Source organism: Sunxiuqinia rutila (assembly GCF_050589705.1).
Lineage (GTDB): Bacteria > Bacteroidota > Bacteroidia > Bacteroidales > Prolixibacteraceae > Sunxiuqinia > Sunxiuqinia rutila.
Window position 1 is genome coordinate 341,511 of sequence record NZ_JBNGOT010000004.1, and the last position, 17,243, is coordinate 358,753.

At 46.0% G+C, this 17,243-nt stretch carries 14 protein-coding genes; 4 read left to right on the top strand and 10 right to left on the bottom strand.

All coding sequences use genetic code 11. From position 1 onward, the window contains the following. Window position 1: 1 nt before the first annotated feature. From ACRD6K_RS06830 to ACRD6K_RS06860, 7 genes are all read right to left on the bottom strand, one after another. Window positions 2-2,317, bottom strand: coding sequence for a glycoside hydrolase family 95 protein (locus tag ACRD6K_RS06830; RefSeq protein WP_430972645.1), 2,316 nt, complete (start codon window positions 2,315-2,317; stop codon window positions 2-4). Window positions 2,318-2,554: 237 nt separating this feature from the next. Beyond that, window positions 2,555-3,466 (bottom strand): sugar phosphate isomerase/epimerase family protein, encoded by a 912-nt coding sequence (locus ACRD6K_RS06835; RefSeq protein ID WP_299579106.1) that lies wholly within the window; start codon window positions 3,464-3,466, stop codon window positions 2,555-2,557. A gap of 255 nt (window positions 3,467-3,721) precedes the next feature. Next, window positions 3,722-4,705 carry a glycoside hydrolase gene (locus ACRD6K_RS06840; RefSeq protein WP_430972646.1) on the bottom strand — a complete coding sequence of 328 codons (984 nt, stop codon included), beginning with the start codon at window positions 4,703-4,705 and terminating at the stop codon, window positions 3,722-3,724. Window positions 4,706-4,716: 11 nt separating this feature from the next. Further along, window positions 4,717-5,781 (bottom strand): sugar-binding domain-containing protein, encoded by a 1,065-nt coding sequence (locus tag ACRD6K_RS06845; RefSeq protein ID WP_430972647.1) that lies wholly within the window; start codon window positions 5,779-5,781, stop codon window positions 4,717-4,719. 66 nt (window positions 5,782-5,847) lie between these two features. After that, window positions 5,848-6,225 carry a hypothetical protein gene (locus ACRD6K_RS06850; RefSeq protein WP_430972648.1) on the bottom strand — a complete coding sequence of 126 codons (378 nt, stop codon included), beginning with the start codon at window positions 6,223-6,225 and terminating at the stop codon, window positions 5,848-5,850. Between the two features lie 323 nt (window positions 6,226-6,548). Next, window positions 6,549-7,229: a response regulator transcription factor gene (locus ACRD6K_RS06855; RefSeq protein ID WP_430972649.1), complete on the bottom strand. Its 681-nt coding sequence runs from the start codon at window positions 7,227-7,229 to the stop codon at window positions 6,549-6,551. Then, window positions 7,207-8,760 carry a sensor histidine kinase gene (locus tag ACRD6K_RS06860; RefSeq protein WP_430972650.1) on the bottom strand — a complete coding sequence of 518 codons (1,554 nt, stop codon included), beginning with the start codon at window positions 8,758-8,760 and terminating at the stop codon, window positions 7,207-7,209. Before ACRD6K_RS06860 ends, ACRD6K_RS06855 begins: the two co-directional genes overlap by 23 nt. Window positions 8,761-9,156: 396 nt before the next feature. Here ACRD6K_RS06860 and ACRD6K_RS06865 point away from each other — a divergent pair, with 396 nt between their 5' ends. From ACRD6K_RS06865 to ACRD6K_RS06875, 3 genes are all read left to right on the top strand, one after another. After that, a complete protein-coding gene (locus ACRD6K_RS06865; protein WP_299579118.1) occupies window positions 9,157-9,585 on the top strand; it encodes a hypothetical protein in 429 nt (142 codons plus the stop codon). 89 nt (window positions 9,586-9,674) lie between these two features. Further along, on the top strand, window positions 9,675-10,427 hold the full coding sequence (locus ACRD6K_RS06870) for a hypothetical protein (RefSeq protein ID WP_430972651.1): 753 nt from the start codon (window positions 9,675-9,677) through the stop codon (window positions 10,425-10,427). Then, window positions 10,414-11,250, top strand: coding sequence for a hypothetical protein (locus ACRD6K_RS06875; RefSeq protein ID WP_299579122.1), 837 nt, complete (start codon window positions 10,414-10,416; stop codon window positions 11,248-11,250). Before ACRD6K_RS06870 ends, ACRD6K_RS06875 begins: the two co-directional genes overlap by 14 nt. Before the next feature lie 83 nt (window positions 11,251-11,333). Here the strand turns inward: ACRD6K_RS06875 and ACRD6K_RS06880 are convergent, their stop codons facing one another. Further along, window positions 11,334-12,332 (bottom strand): bile acid:sodium symporter family protein, encoded by a 999-nt coding sequence (locus ACRD6K_RS06880; protein ID WP_430972652.1) that lies wholly within the window; start codon window positions 12,330-12,332, stop codon window positions 11,334-11,336. 153 nt (window positions 12,333-12,485) lie between these two features. On the opposite strand from ACRD6K_RS06880, the gene ACRD6K_RS06885 reads away from it, so the two are divergent. Further along, a complete protein-coding gene (locus tag ACRD6K_RS06885; protein ID WP_430972653.1) occupies window positions 12,486-13,661 on the top strand; it encodes an aldo/keto reductase in 1,176 nt (391 codons plus the stop codon). Between the two features lie 916 nt (window positions 13,662-14,577). Here ACRD6K_RS06885 and ACRD6K_RS06890 read toward each other — a convergent pair. Both ACRD6K_RS06890 and ACRD6K_RS06895 read right to left on the bottom strand, forming a co-directional pair. After that, window positions 14,578-16,158 (bottom strand): calcineurin-like phosphoesterase C-terminal domain-containing protein, encoded by a 1,581-nt coding sequence (locus ACRD6K_RS06890; protein WP_430972654.1) that lies wholly within the window; start codon window positions 16,156-16,158, stop codon window positions 14,578-14,580. A gap of 337 nt (window positions 16,159-16,495) precedes the next feature. Then, window positions 16,496-16,861: an endonuclease domain-containing protein gene (locus ACRD6K_RS06895; protein ID WP_430972655.1), complete on the bottom strand. Its 366-nt coding sequence runs from the start codon at window positions 16,859-16,861 to the stop codon at window positions 16,496-16,498. Window positions 16,862-17,243 lie beyond the last annotated feature (382 nt).

The following is a 17,243-nucleotide window of genomic DNA, read 5'->3' on the forward strand; positions in this document are numbered from 1 at the left end:
CCTACAATTGGTTCAATTTCCCATCGAAGGTATATTTCTGGCCCACGTCGGTTTGTAACTCCACTTCCAATTCTCCTGACTTCAACTTGCAGGGCTTACCGGCTTTTGACCAAACTTCCAATTTCTCCAGCTTACCCTTACGCCAGCTAAAAGCCAGCTCAAAACCGCCGCGGGCGCAAACACCCGAGATGCTTCCTTCCGGCAAAGCATCGGGCAAAGCCGGAAGAATCGAGATTTCATCCAGATGACTCTGTACCAACAGCTCGATCATGCCAGCAGGGGCTCCAAAATTGCCATCAATCTGGAAGGGCGGATGGGCATCGAATAAGTTGGCATACGAACCGCCACCGCCCGAGTAAGCCACCCCATCAATGTCTACCGGACGAAAAAGCAGTTTCACCATGTCGTAAGCATGGTTTCCATCCAGAAAGCGAGCCCAAAAGTTAATCTTCCAAGCCAAACTCCAGCCGGTTCCTTCATCTCCCCGGAAGATGAGCGATTGCCGCGCAGCTCGCATCAGCTCCGGAGTTTCCTTCCAGTTAATTTCATTGCCCGGATGAACCGCCCACAAATGAGACACATGCCGGTGTTTATTATTAGGATCATCCAGGTCAGTCAACCATTCCTGCAGCTGACCGTATTGTCCAATCTGATTGGGGGCAATTTTCGGCAGCAGGTCAGTTAATTTCCGGGCAAAATCCGGATCGGTATCTAAAATAGAAGAAGCTTCGATGCACGAACGGAATAAGGCGCGGATGATTTGATGATCCATCGACGGACCAGCAACCAAACCACCAGTCTCCGGTGAGTTGGATGGCGTACTGATCAAATAGCCAGTAACAGGATCTTCAATCAGAAAATCAGTAAAAAACTCAGCAGCCCCTTTCATGATAGGATAAGCCTTACGAGCTAAAAACTCGCGATCCTGAGAAAACAGAAAGTGCTCCCACAAATGCCTGCTCAGCCAAGCTCCTCCGGTTACCCAAATGCCATGGTTCGAGTGATTAATGGGTGCTGTGCCCCGCCAAATATCCGTATTGTGATGGAGTACCCAGCCCGGTGCCTGGTAATGCTCCCATGCAACCTCCTTCCCTGTTTCGGCGCAATCAGCAATCATATCGAAAAGTGGCTGATGACATTCGGCCAGGTTGGTCAGCTCGGCCGGCCAGTAGTTCATCTCCGTATTGATGTTGACTGTCCATTTGCTATCCCATGCCGGATCAAGCTGATGATTCCAGATCCCCTGCAAATTGGCTGGCTGTGTTCCCGGCCGACTGCTCGCAATAAGCAGGTAACGCCCATACTGAATGTATAAAGCCAGCAACTGAGGATCATCCGAATTCTTACTAAATGCGACAATGCGTTCGTTTATAGGCAGAAGCTGTCGCTCATTCGCTCCAAAGCTCACCTTAAACCGCTGAAAAAGTTTCTGGTAATCGGCCTGATGTGCCTGACGAACATCTTCCATTTTTTGATTCGACAACCAGGAAAGCCTTTCCCGGACATCTAGCACCGGCTTTCCACTGACATCATTATAATTGACATAATTTGTTGCAGCAGTCAAGTAAATGGTGGCCGTACTGGCATCTTCCACTCGAAGTTGACTGCCTTCGGCAGCAACCAAGCCATCGGAAAAAACACGCAAGCCGGCTATTCCATATAAAGCACCATCTTTCACCTGTACTTTCAGCGAAAGCTCGTTTCCTTCGGCTTTGATTTCTTTGGACTCGTGAAGGGCATCAAATGACAAATCAAAATTCAAGGCCTTGGGCTGATCAGCCGTAAGCTGAATGGCAATAGCTTGATCAGGATAGGAAGCCAGGTACTCCCGGGTGTAATTTACGCCATCAGCCTGATAAGTCACCCGATGTACAGCCTGCTCCAAATCCAACTCGCGATGATAATTCGTAAAATCCGTGTGCTCCGGAAAGTGCAGGTACAAATCACCAAAAGCCTGATAAGCCATTTGTCCGAGCGGCACGCTCATAAATTCTGCCATCGCCAGCGCTTCGGCTTCTTTCTGTTTACCGTCAAAAAGCAATTGCCGTATTTCTTCCAAATGCTTCCAGGCACCCTGATGAGCATAACTATGCGGGGCTCCTTGCCAAAGCGTTTCTTCGTTGAATTGGATACGATCGTGTGCCACGCCACCAAAAATCATAGCACCCAGACCTCCGTTTCCGATGGGTAAGGCATCGGTCCATTTTTCAGCAGGAGTGCTATACCATAATTTGAGTGACGGATTGTTGCCTGCCCAAACGGAAGAGCCGAGCAGCAATAAAAGCAGGAAACTTGTTAAGCGTAGTCGATTAGTCATAGCTAATTTCGTTTAGGTTAAGTCAGGTTCGAAAGCGTGTCAAACACAATTTGGAACACCTGTTTCGTAAAGTTAATTATTTTGTTTATTCCCGGAGGCTCATTCCCATCATTTTGAAAATCAAACAATCCCAATAATTCGAATTCTGAGAAGCCTTGTAAAGATTGCCAACAAGCATAAAAAAACCCGAAGCAAAAAAGCCCCGGGTTTCATTCTTATTTAAAATTGTTGTGCTAGCTACACCAGAATATCTGTTGTCAGGTTCTTGATACTTACTTCCAGCTCTTCAAAAGGCCTTCCGTTCCCCTGATTATCATCTTCAACAAACATATATTTCATGCCGGCAACATCTTTGGCTGCCAAAATCGATTTGAAATCAATAACCCCGGCACCAACCGATGTAACATCGTCTTTGTTTACATCAAAGAACGGAGCTTCTTTCTTGCCCATGTCTTTCATGTGGAATAACTGGAATCTTCCGGGATATTTGTTAAACAAGTCCACTGGATCGTATCCGGCTTTGTTGGTCCAAAACAAATCAAGCTCCATGGTAATGTACTCCGGATCCATTTCAGGCATAAAAATATCGAAATAAGGCACGACACCATCAATGTTTTTAAACTCGAAGTTATGATTGTGGTAACCAAACTGGATACCAACGCCTTTCATGATTTTACCAACTTCATTCCAATCGCCTACCATTTTCTTATAGGTCTCAATGTTGCGGTCCTCTTCGTTCACCCAAGGCTGAACACAATATTTCACGCCTAACTCGGCATGGTCATCAGCCATCTTTTGAGCATTATCAACGGTAATTCCGGCGGCCTCAACCTGAGTGTGACTACTTAAAATTGTCATTCCCAAGTCGCTCACGATTTTCTTGAATTCTTTCGGAGCATAGCCGTAAAACTTGCCATCAGAATAACTGGCCAACTCAAGATTCTTGTAGCCCAGGTCCGATACTTTTTTCAGCGAACCCAACACATCGGCAGCCATGGCATCACGGATGGTGTACAATTGCAGCCCCACTCCGAAGCTTTTTCGGTCAACAGCTTTTGGAGCACATGCGAGTGGTCCTAAAACAGTCAATCCAAGGGCTCCAGCCGCTGAAATCTTTAAAAATTCTCTTCTGTTGTTAAACTTTGTCATGATCTATTCTTTTGTTTGGATATAGGTTAAATGTTGTCTTTTTACTCGAAGGCTAAATATACAATAAATCATTTATATACACGACAACTCGCCATAAACTGACACAAATAAGATCGTCAGTTATGCCGGATTTCGACCAGCTTTCGCAGCTTCCCACACAAGCAGAATCCTTGGACACAAAAAAGAGCAGGAAGCTGTCAACAGCCGGCTGCTCTCTGAATGATAAATCCAATCGTCAAAAACGAATTGTAAAGCCTAATTTCGTCGTTTTGATTTCCAGTATTTTCGAAACTGGTCCTGGGTCATAATCCCAACTGGGCCTTCATAAATTCCGCCTAAGCCGGTGCGATCGTAAACGCGGATTTCCAGAATGTTTTCTTTGTCGGACTTAAAAGCTCCTGGCGGAAAAAAATAGTTCCGGAAGTCACCATCGAAATCTCGGTTCGACCAACGTTCATAATCTCCTGTTTGTCCCATCAGCCGGCCATTCAAATAAAGCTGATCGGCATCGTCAATTTTACCGGCAAGCAATACCAAACGCTGCCCAACAACATCAGCCGGCAGTTTAATTTTACGCGTGTAAACTGCATAGCCATTGTAGTTATTGTAACCCTGATTTTCCCAGGCTCCCGGGACCAGAATATCGGTATGATTGTTTGCGTTGAATGCTTTTCCTTTGTTGAATAACCAGTTTCCCGTCAAGTCAATCAAAAATGGAGGAAGCACACCTGAGGTGTAAATTCGCACGTTTCCTGAAACAATTCCTCCTTCAAGCTGACTGTCATAAACCCGAACGGCAATCAGGTTTTCTTCGCCGAAACGAATGAGATGAGCAGGAATCTGATACTTACGCAAGGCATTGTAGGCTGTTGAAAAATGAGGAGGAAACGAGCCTGTCTGTCCCACCCGAACCCCGTTGATAAACACTTCATCCACATCGTCGATGTAGCCCAGCTCCAATACCATTTTTTTATCCGCCAACGATTGATCAATCAACACCGAGGTTCGGTACCAGGCATAGCCATCGTATCCTCGGAAACCTTCATTTTCCCATCGGGCAGGCACCCTGATTTTGTCCCAGGCTGAATCATCATAGTCCAACGAAGCCCACTCGCGTTGGTCGCCAATGCGGAATTTCCACAAACCACGCAAGCTCACCTCGTCTGGCTCAAAAGCCAGGCACAACGGAGTCATCACCAAAATCAGGATCAGGCTTCCCAACCACCGTATGAAATGCATTTTCCTCATTGCTAATCAAATAAACGAATCAATTCCTGAAAAAAAGAATTCCATCCACTGTTTTGTTCCTGCCATCGCGTTCGCTCACGGAACCCCTGAATATCCTCAGCTTTCATGATTCCAACGGGCCCTTCGTAAATCCCGCCAAACTCGAAGACATCCTCCACCTGAACCGAAAGCAGGTTTTTACTCCTTAAATAGTTTGAAGGAATTTTATAAATGCGGTAAAGCGACCAGGCATTGTTTCGCTGGAAGCGCGAATAGCCATCCAGCTCCTCGACACTCCCAATTTTATGCCCATTCAAATAAACTTCATCATAATCATCAATCTTTCCCAGCACCAGGTAAAGCTCCTCTCCTTTCAGAGATTCAGGAAGGGCAAATCGTTTTCGATACCAGGCTTTTCCGTTATAATCAGCATACCCCTGGCTTTCCCAGTTCATAGGGACATAAATTTCATTCCATTGCTCATCGCTGGTTTGCGGACTGTTCATTTGGCCAAAGTTATCCGTGCTGAACTTCCACATCCCGCTCAAATCAACAACCATACGATCCTGATCGAGATCAGAGTAAAGTCCAAACTTATCGGCTCGCAATATTCCACCTTCACGCCCTTCATCATACACGCGAATGACAATGGTATTTTCAGAATTACTCAAAAGGGAGACCGGAACCAGGTAGTGCCGTTCTTTATCGTAAGCCGTTTCATAATTGGGGAAAAAGCCTCCGGTTTGACCAACCTTTTGCCCGTTTATAAAGACTTCATCCACATCATCAATAAACCCTAAAAACAGGTGGACCATTTTCGTTTTTGGAAGTTCGGTCAATCCAAACTTTTTCCGGTACCAGGCATATCCATTATACCCTTCGTAATAATGCTCCCAAGCTTTGGGGGCATCAATAACATCCCAATCATGCGTATCGGTTTCCGGGCGGGCCCACTCCGGATCATCGCCTACCGTAAACTGCCAGCGCCCTTTTAAATCCACCAGCATCTTCCAATCCGAAGCTTTCAGCTCCGAAGAACTAAAAGCCAGCAGGATAATCAGATAAATTATATACGTTTTGTTAGCCATGATTGAGTGAAGTTGCGTACAAGATATTTAAAAACAAAATCAATTCGAAATGCTGCATACTTTTCGCTACTTCGTGTTGTAGCGCACCGCAAGATTAAAGACATAGGCTTTCCCCACAAGCACTTTGTCCGCTTTCAGTTCACTGGTTTTAAAAATGTGTTTCACGTAATCCTTCGCTGCTTCATCATCGCTTCGAAGCCGAACCAGACTCAAGGATTGATCGCCATTGACGATAAAACACACCTGAACTTTTTCATCCAGCTGGTTGATGTTGTTTTGGTAGAAGTAATTGTTCCAGTCCTTAATTTCTTCTTTAAAACAATCAGAGATTTCATTGTACAGGTCTTTTTTGGCCATGTTTGTTGCGGTTTCCCCGGCAAAAGCCAGGCCGGTCATCATCATTAAAGCGATAACCATCATCGGAATTGTTCTTCTTGTTTTCATTGCTTTGGGCTTTAAGTGTTACTACTTGTAATTGTTTCTGATACAAAGTAAGTGCACGGATGTAACCCGCCTGTCAAACACGCGTCATACGATGCCACAAGATGTCACAGAAATGTCACCAACAAGAAAAAACACAGGGAGTGGACCATCGAGCTGGCTGCAATGGACCATTTGAGGAGAAAAGAACAAAGGGAGTAATGAGTCTCGAGAATCTAGAACAAAGAATCAGGAATCAAACTGAAAGACAGAAGACTGAGAAGGCACGAACTTTCTAAGAATCAAGCAATCCGAATATCGGATAGTCAAAAAGACGATTGCATCATTCACAGCACCAGTTTATAACCCACGCCGTGTACCGTAATAATGTGTTGGCTGTCCGGAGAATCAATCTTATTCCGAAGCCGAACAATAAAATTATCCACCGTGCGTGCAGTAGGTTGGTAATCCATACCCCACACATGATCAAGAATTTCGTCACGACTTACAATCTTGCCGGCATGACGATGAAGGTGATGCAGAATCTCAAACTCTTTGTGCGACATTTTCACAGGCTGGTTGCTGCCATTAAAAGCTTCGTAGGCCTCAAAAGAAACCCGCAAATTACCGATAACCAAAAATTCGGCTGTTGACGCATTCCCCGGGTTTGCCCTCCGCAGGATCACCTTGATACGGGCCAGTAATTCGCGCAGGCTAAACGGCTTGGTTACATAATCATCGGCACCCAGTTCTAATCCCAGAACCTTGTCCAGCTCTTCGCCACGGGCAGTCAGCAGAATGATTGGCGTATCCATGCCGGCGGCACGCGCCTTTTTACACACATCAAAGCCCGACATCCCCGGCAGCATCACATCCAGCAAGACCAAATCGAAAGTGCCGGATTGCAGTTTTTTCAGGCCATCGTCGCCCCGGTTGGCGGTATCTACCTCATAACCCTCAAACTCGAGATTATCGCGCAAGCCAACCAACATAGCCTGCTCATCTTCAACGATTAGAATTTTGGACATCCTTTTCTGTTTTTAGCGGAAATTTTAAAATAAATGTACTCCCCTCTCCCAGCTTACTGCGCACCGTAACCTGGCCTCCATGCACCTTCATCATCCGTTTTACCAAGTTGAGTCCCAAGCCCGACCCTTTGGCCCGGTGCGCCAGGTCGCCTTCAGTAACCCGGTAAAACTGATCGAAAATGTGTTTTTGATTTTTGGATGAAATGCCAATCCCATTGTCCTGAACCTCCACCCAAACCTGTTTGGCTCTTTTCACCACCCGAACACGAACTTCTTTTTCAGCCTTATCGCTGTATTTAATGGCATTGTCCAGCAGGTTGTTCATCATCGTTTTCAGCGCTTCCCGGTCGGCTTCAACCCAGGCATCATCATCCGACGCTTCAAAACAACAATTCACCTGGGCAGCAGAGAGGTGAGATTCAAACGAGGCAATCATTTCAGGAATCACCTGCTTCAGATCAACCCTTTCAAAACGATATTTGATCCGGTTCCTTTCAATGCGGGAAAAATTCAGTATACGATTGACAATATCTGTCAGGCGAACGCTTTCCTGTTGAATGGTGGTCAGGTATTCTACCTGCTTTTCTTCCGTTTTTACCCGTTTCAGCAAAAGCGTTTCGGCATACATGCTAATTAAGGCCAAAGGGGTTCGTATTTCGTGCGACACATTGGCCACAAACTCAGCTTTAATCGCTGCCAGTTTCATCTCTTTCCGGATATTAACCAGCACAAATACAAAACCAAGCACCACCAACAGCCCCATAGCCATCATGGTATAATTATCACGCTGGCTGCGTTCGGAGGCCAATTCATCCAGAGTCTTCGACTTCAGCCTTATCCCAAGCTTATATTCGGGCAAGTACCACATGGCTGCCTGTTTCAAAGACTGACTATTCCCGATTTCTGCTTCATTGGCATAAACCACATAGCCCGTCAGCGAATCGGAAATAGCAATATAAAAAAGGTCCTGCGCCACCTGTTGAATCATGGGCCCCAGGTTTTGCTCCATAAAAGTCCGGGGATCAACCACCAGCTGGCACAGCTGCTCCCCACTTCTGTTTTTAGGCAGAAAATAAAGCAACAGATCATCCTGCCACTGGGCTTCCTTAATGCGCTGGTAATTCGCATCAAGGTAAGTCTGAAGCTGCTCCACCTCCGCCTTTTCGGGCCAAACATTGAGGCTGAAAACGGAATCGCTAAAGTAAACAGCCTCTTCTTGCGATGCTTTCAAATCCAGGAAACGCACCGCACGAATCGCCGCATTGTTCTGGAAAAGGTTGTCCACTATCTCCTGCATCAGCTCATCTTCAGGGGCTATCGGTTGATCCAGACTCTGGCTCCACTGCACTACAATGTTTTCCGAATATTGGTTAATAGAGTATAAAATCGATTCGAGCTGGGTGCTGAAAACCCGCTCCACCATCTGTTCGTTTTTGGTCAAGGCTGAAAACTCGCGAACCAGAAAGAATCCCATTGGCAAGGCAACAATCAGCAGCAAAACAAGGCTTATTTTAGCAAGCGTTCGACCCATAATAACCATTTGCTTTTCGTGCAACTCAATAAAGATATTAAATCAATACCAGTTTTCGAGCCTTCTTTTTCAACGACTTTGAAATAAGTCTCACATCTTCAACCATCAACGAAATCCACAATACCAATCGGATAACGCACGAATGCTTGATAATTTCAAAAAAACACGCAGCTGTTTTTCCCTTATTAACAAGCGTTTAGACCATCAAAAACAATTCATCTTAACTAGCTAAACATAGTTATTTTGAATTAGTCTAAATAAGACGTAACTTGCTTATTACTAAAAGCAAAGCAACTTCCAAGCAGATCTTCTGCTGCCTTTACATACACCAAAATCAACCCGAAGTAAACCTACGCTCTGGAAAGTTTAAACATAATGATAACAAAAACAAGGTGTATGAAAAAAGTTCATTTATTATTCGTTTTGGTACTCGTTACCGCCTCCGGTTTATTCGCTCAGGAAGAGGTTAAACCGGTCAAGTTTGAAAACGTAAGCTGGCAAGAAGTGGTACTTGTCGACTTTAAGCCCGGCACCATCGAACGTGCCAAAGAAATCATCACGCTATACAAAGCTGCAGGAGCAGCCGCCCAGGTTCCGGGACCTGAAATGCACTGGTTTATGACCGGAGAATACAACATGATGCTGATTTGGACCATGAAAAACGGGCCTGCCGACATGGAATGGCGACGTTCGCCGGATGGAGTAAAATGGTGGAAAGAATTTATAAGCCAGCAAGGCTCCAAAGAAGCCGCCGAAGCACTTCAGAAGGAATACACCAGCCTGGTGTTAAAGACAACCAGCTACATCACCTACAAAGAGCTCTGACCGATCGTCCACTTGAAACAACTGCAAAGACCTTCAATCTTGCTTTACAAAACGTTTGACTTGATTCTTATTTAAAAATCTCAACATTCATGAAAAAAATTTATTTCCTTCCGCTACTTGCCTTGATGCTCGTTTCCTTACTTACCTACGCACAGGAAAACAAGAAAGAACAACTCTGGTACTGCTATGTAGAAACCGTAGCGCCTGATGCCCTATTTGAGTATCAGGAAATGAGTATTGAACTGGCTGCCTTAGCCAAAGAACATGATTTTCCCTTTAACTTTTATGTTTGGTCAACACGCGACCTGGACTTTGAAGTCTGGTACCCCATCAACTCACTCGATGACATTACGGTCATTGAAGAACACTGGGATATGATTATGAACGAGTGGGGCGAAGAAAAAGCCGTTGCTTTTGGAAAAACGAAAACCAAAAACAACTCGTTTACCATGATCACTCAATACGAACTTTCGTTCCGACCCGAAAATCCAAGACCTGAAATAGCCGAAGCCGGCTACCTGCAATTCCAGGAATTCCGGATCATTCCCGGGAAGCAGGAAGAGGTTGAAGCTGTTATTCGGGATGCCAACAAACTGCTTGCCGAACACAACTACGATGATCCTTGGTACATTGCCAAGCCCGGTATTGGCATGGAAATGCCAAGCCTGATCGCCTGGTCGTATGGCAAAGATGTGCAGGATTTCTATAAACAGGACAAGAAATTTCAGGATGAATTGGGCGAAGTGTTTAAGCCGCTAAACAAGCGTTTTATTGCCTGCCTTGCCAGTGTTAAATCGGGTGAAGTGTATTACAAAAAAGCCTTTAGCTATGAAAAGGAGTAAACTTCAACTGCTCAGTTTAAGCTTAATCGTAATGCTGTTATTTTCCTGCGCCAGGCAGGAAATGAAGCCGGCTGAAAAAACAGTTGTTGGCATTTTTACACCCTATTTCTATTTTCCTGAAACCCTGAATGGCCATGTTCAGATGTTCCGGGAAGTAAACTATTGGGCTCAAAAAGAAAATGGTGGTATCATCGCCGGAAAGCGCATCAGCCTGGCTGACCGGGACAGCCTGATTCAGTGGACCAATGACATCGAAGTCCATTTTGATGAGAACGGCAACGTCAAACAAAGTGTTTTCCTTGATGAAAACGATCATTCCTTTGGACATTGGTCGGTGGAAAGCACCAACGGAAAAGTCAGCAAAGCCAGCTGGATCAGCAAGGATACCGTTCGGAACTATGTTCTGATCAGCCATCCTTCGGAAACCGAGCTTAAAATGGAACGCTTTCATGGCCAAACCGATACCTTAATCAACTATGCCGTGGTCACCCTCAACCAACTGGGGCAAAAGACAGCCATGCAATGGTACAACTCCCGGGAACAACCCCGGGGCTATGTCCGGTTTAACTACAACATGGCAGGCCAACTGGACAATTACACCGCAAGTAACTCCGATACCCTACAGGTACAAATGAATTTTGTGACCAATGATCATGGGTTCTTTCAATCGCAGGAAGTATACAGCGCACGCGACAACACCACCGAAGTGTATGTTTATGAATACACCTACGATGACAAAGGAAACTGGATCAGTTATACCGGTTACAAAGACGGCATTGCCCAGGTGGTGTGCAACCGCACTTACACCTACTATTCCGAATAATCTCCCTATATTCCCTTAGGTAGACTCCCAACCCAGCTTCATCCCCCAGATTTGAAGCTGGGTTTTCCTTATCATGAAACCACTCAGCCCTGATGCAACTCCCGGGCATAGCGGCGCGCGATAATACTGATGTAGAACAGTTGAAAAGCATGGTAAATCATGACCGGAACCAGAAACAGACTGCCAATGGTGGTGTCTCCAAACAGCACCATCACCATGACCGAACCATGGACCAATGATTTTTTGGAGCCGGCAAACAGCACCGTTATCCGGTCTTCGCGATTGAAATGCAAGCGTTTGGTCAGGTATTTGGTTCCTTCAAAAATAAAGAAGAACAAGCCGATAACACTGCCGCCCAGCAGCAACAACTCGTGCAGGGCAATGCTGCTAAAAATGCCGTTTAGAAAAGAATCGCTGAAACTGCGGTACACCACCATCAAAATCACCGATTTATCGAATAAGCTGAGGTAAGCTTTGTTGCGATTCGCCCATTTTCCCCACCAACGATGCAGAATCAGTCCCACAAAAACCGGAATCAAAATCTGGATCACCAGGTCATGCAGTACCTGACCAAAAGCAAAGGCCTCCGTTTGTCGCTCCATAAAAAGGCTCATCCACAAGGGGGTAAGCAAAATACCGATCACCCCGGAAATACTGGCGTTGAAAATGGCACTGGAAATATTTCCTTCAGCAATGGAAACCATCACCACCGATGACGAAACCGTGGAAGGCAAAGCGGCCAAAAAGAACACCGACAGCCAGAGGATTTCATGGTCGGTGCCGGCAAACAGCGGATGAAAAGCCAGCACCGTTAGTGGAAAAATCAGGAACGTAATGCCTTGAATCAGCAAGTGGAGCCGCCAGTTACTCAGGTCATTTTTCAGTTTTTCGGGGCTTAAGCGCAAGCCATAGAAAAAAAACAACAGTGAAATTCCATAGCGAATCACCACCTTCAGTTCGATGGTACTCCCCTCCTTACCGATACCCGGCAGCAGGTAAGCCAATAGAATCATTACCAGAATGCCGGTGATAAATCCGTCAGGCAGAAAGCGTTTTACCAACTGAAGAAATTTGTTTCCCATGAGGCTAATCTTGTCATTATCGTCTGTAAAGATGGGGGATTTTTCTGAAAAGCGGTTCAACGCAAAAGCTTATTCCTCCATTCAATTGGTAAACCTTCCTTCCGGTTTTCTTGTTTGATTGATTACTTTTGTGCCTCTTAAGCCCTTCATTTTATGGATTATTCGAACCTCAGCCTGTTTCGGCCCCAGATGGAATACCGTCGTTTTGGAAAGACCAACAAACACCTCAGTGTCATTACCCTTGGCGGCATGCGTTTCAAACATGCTCACAAGCTTCCCCGCCACGAGGTGCCTCGCGACACCCTCAACCAGGCCAGCCAAACCGTGAGAATGGCCCTGGAACAGGGCATTAACCTGATTGAAACCGCTTATGGCTACACCAAAAGTGAAACGATTTTTGGGCGCGTGCTGAATCAGGAGCTCAAAGTCAAACGCGACCGCTATTTCCTGATGACCAAGGGCAATCCAAAAACAGCCGAAGCCACCCGTCAACTGGTGGAGGAACAACTGAAGACCCTGCAAACCGACTATTTTGATTTTTATGCCTGGCATGGCATCAACACGCCCGAGCTGCTCGAACAGGCCTGTTCTCCAGGAGGTCCGGTGGAAACCTTGCTTCAGCTGAAAGAGGAAGGAGTGATTGGGCATGTAGGATTTAGTACACACGCGCCGCTCCACGTTATTTTGAAAGCCATTGAAACAGACCTCTTCGACTTTGTCAACCTGCACTATTACTATTTCTTTCAGCGCAATGAGCCAGCCATTGCTTTGGCTCAAAAAAAGGACATGGGTGTTTTTATCATCTCGCCCAACGACAAAGGGGGACGCTTGTTTAGCCCGCCGCCCAAGCTCCAGCAGCTGACGGCGCCGCTTTCCCCCCTTCAATGGAATGCCCGCTTTTGCCTAAGCAATCCCGGCGTACACACCTTGTCTTTTGGCTTGAATGAACCCGAGCACTTTGACCCCTTAAATGGTATCTTTCCGGCACCATCGCCCTTGTCAGCCGATGATTTGCGCATCAAAAGGCTGCTCGACCAGCAAGTGGCAGAAGTGCCCTATGCCGATTTTGATGGCTACGCCATGGAAAATGATCCTTCCGGACTGAATATTCCCGAGATCCTGCGCTTCCGGAAACTCTGGAAGTGCTACGACATGAAAGCCTTTGGGGAATACCGTTACAACATGTTTCAGGAAAAAGACCATTGGTTTCCGGGGCAGTTTCCAACCGAGGAAAACCTGCAACAAATTGATCTTAGCCGCTGCCCTGAAGGCATTCCGATAGCCGAGCTTATCCGGGAGACGCACGAAGGACTTTATCGGCCCAAATAGTTTGGCTGTGCTTGAGCATTTCCAAAGTTTGGAACTTTAGAAAAAGCTTGATTTTTTCTTCTTGCTTTTTAAACCTTTCAGATCTTCAAAACACAGAAAGGATGATGGCAAACATGTCTCTTGATTACAAGACAAAAGTAGTTTGCTGTTTCTCCTCCTTCCCGAGGAGGAGTGGCACCGATTGATCGGTGACGAGGTGATTCACTTTTCTTTATCAGTGTGAGGTTCCATTCCTTCCTAACTCTTCCGATCACATTAAACCTACTTGTCCTTTTGGCTTAATTCAAAAGAACGAAAAGATCAAGGCTGACGATGCTTTTGAATGAAAACCACGGATCAGTCACTCCCCGAAAACCAACTCCTCCCTTTGGTCGTCAAACAGGTTTTTCTTAGCGAGTACCTACGCGAATTCCTTCCCTTGTTTTCTGGTTCAAAACCCTCGTAGGCCAATCCTTTTTCCGATAATTAGTAGTTGGATTCGTGTCTTCTTTGAGTTTAGCATCTTCCTGAACTTGTCTCAGGATCTTTCCCATCGCTTGTTTTACAAACTCTCCCCAAGCTCGTACAACGCGCTTTGCCCCTTTCTTCCGGAAGAAAGCGGAAGAGTCAGTGAGATCCGACAGGATTGAGCAGGACTCTGGGGTGAGTTTATCAGTGATACCCCTTGCAACAAGCATTCTCTTTAATCTCTCTTCAAGCCAAAGGGACTCATCCTCTATTCCCTTTTCTCCGGTTCCCGTTTTCCTTTCTCCATTATTATAAACACGAAAAGCCCTTGATCCGAAGACTAGGCATCTTCCTGATCAAGGGCTTTTCGTTAAGCGATGTATTGAAGGTTTTTGAAACAAAAAAGAATCATTCCTTTCTTAGAATGCTCCATTCGTTCTCCTGTTTCCCTTCTCCGGCCTCCTTCAACCTATTCTTTGGTCGCAATCCGATAGGTACTGGTTTGGGTATGGGTTTGCCCCATCAGGTCGGTTGCTTTAATTTCGATGGTATGCTCACCCACTTCCAGGTCGGTTGGGATCCGTCCGCGCCACAGGTGTGTGCAGTCCACTGCATTCGACGGACGACGTCCATCCAACAGCTCTTCCGTAAAATCATACTCATGCAGCACATGCAAGTAGGATGGATCAGAATCATTCACCCGGTGCATTTGCACCCAAGGTCCATCATCCACCCGATAGAACACCGAGTCGCGCTCACTCCCCATAAAGAAGTTGGCAAAAATGCCGGCCGAAGTTCCCTTGTTCTGCTCCACCACTTTAGGGGCATAAATCTCGAACTGGTAATCGTCCGAACGACCTGCCACCTTGTAATTGATGCGGTATTCGTTGTTGTCAAAGTTCAGGTAGGCATAGCCCTTGGGAGTACCATCACGCATGGTGGAATAAGGCACGCCATTTTCATTTAAACGACCACTGTACCAATCGCCCGAGGTGGTTCCCACATTGTAGTGATGGTGAAAGCCATCCTGCTGCCAGCCGGCCTTCTCGTCAAACAAATCCTGACGCTGCAAGTGGGTATGTGCCGACAAGGACAGGGTGTACGGGAAATCTTTCAGCAGCTCAAACAAGCGTTCGCGATCAGCATCGCGGTAAGGGTCACCCGCTGGCTCGCTAATAGGGATGTGGAAAGCCAATACCACCAGGTAATCCTTGGGCACCAGCCGAAGATCGTTCTCCACAAACTGCAGCTGATCTTCACGAAATCCACCCCAGTAGCCTTTTCCATCGCGCGGATCCGGATACAGGATATCATCCAGCACAATGAAGTGCACCTTACCATGATTAAACGAATAGTTGGCCGGCCCGAAATGCTTTTCAAACGACTCATCCGTCAGGTGATCTTCCTCCCCATCGTAGTTCATATCGTGATTCCCCATCACATTGTACCAAGGCACACCAATGGGCTGCACTGCTTCTTTATAGGGTTGAAACAGATCAAGGTTATCGCCGACCAAGTCACCCAAGCTCAAGCCAAAAGCCACGTTGTCGATCCCTTTCAACTCCTCAACAATGCCGCGCGAGAAGAAATCGATCTGGTTCATGTTGTAGGGTTGTGGGTCACCAAAAACCAGCATGCGAAACTGGCTCTGATCGTCATCAGCATACAAGCCAAAATCAACCGAACGAGGGAGATCTCCTGTTGGGGCCGTGCCTCCGTACTTCAACTCGGGCGAGCCATTGGGCTTGTGGATGTAGTAAAACTGAGGCAGGTTGTATTCATTCACCGGAAGGGTGTAACCTGAAGGTTTAATCACGAAAATAATCTGGTCGTCGGCCAGCGGAAGCGTATACTCGCCGCGCTCGTTGGTCTGAACAACCGCCACACCATTGGAAACTGCCACACCGGCAATTCCTTTTTCTTTGCGATCCTTTTTGTTGTTTTGATTGCTGTCTTCGTAGACAACACCCCGAACCACTGACTGGGTGCGGGAATACGCCGAATAACTAAAAAAAAGACCCAAGAGGGCCAGTAAAATAATTCTCTTCACGGTTAAGTGGTTTTGTGCACAAGTGCAGGTTAGACAATAACTAATCAGCCGGTTAAGGCTCGTCTAAGTTAACAAAACAAACCCGAAAAAGATTACCCCTACCTAAGCACTGCATCAATAAAAAGTTAAGCTTGCGGAATAAAAAACAAGGCAAAAAAGCTGAAATTGACCACGTGAGATGGGGCAAGAAAAGTAATATGGTATTTCTGACTCTCCCCAAGCTCGTTGCACTCGCTTTGCCCCTCTCTTCCCAAAAAAAGGGGAAGAGTCGGTGAGATCCGACAGGATTGAACATGACTCTGGGGTGAGTTATCTTTTCTGCGAAGCCGATACAGAATCACGAATCAAGCACTGACTTTATTTTGTCGAGAACGTTATACACATCTTTCAATTCTTCATTTTTAATCCTTAGAACCCGCATCCCAAGTCCTTGCAGAATCGCATCACGGTGTTGGTCATCCTCCTTCTGAAAATCATGAATTTTTCCATCAACTTCAATAACCAGCTTTTGCGAAGCGCAATAGAAATCAGCAATGAAAAATTGTGGATGATTATTGTCTAGTTGATATATAATCGGATGTTGCCGAAGAAATTTGTACCCATGAAACTTACGGGCTCGAAGCCGTCCCCACAGTTTGGTTTCTTCACGGGTCATATTTTGACGCAAGCGCCGTGCTCTTCCTATTGGTGACTGATCACTCATTACACTTAGGTTGATGCACTAATTTACAACAACTTGAAGAATATTTGAAGGTTTTCTCAAACTCTCCCCAAGTTCGCTACGCTCACTTTTCCCCTTTCTTCCCCAAAAAAGGGGAAGAGTCAGTGAAATCCGACAGGATTGAACATGACTCTGGGGTGAGTTCAATTAAAACAAAAGACTATTAATAGAAAATCGATTTGACAAATGACTCAAGCACGTTCCATGTTGCTCAAATTCTAGACTCTCCCCAAGCACGTTAAAACGCGCTTTACCCCTCTCTTCCGGAAGAGAGGGGAAGAGTCGGTGAAATCCGACAGGATTGAACATGACTCTGGGGTGAGTTCAATTAAAACAAAAGACTATTAATAGAAAATCGATTTGA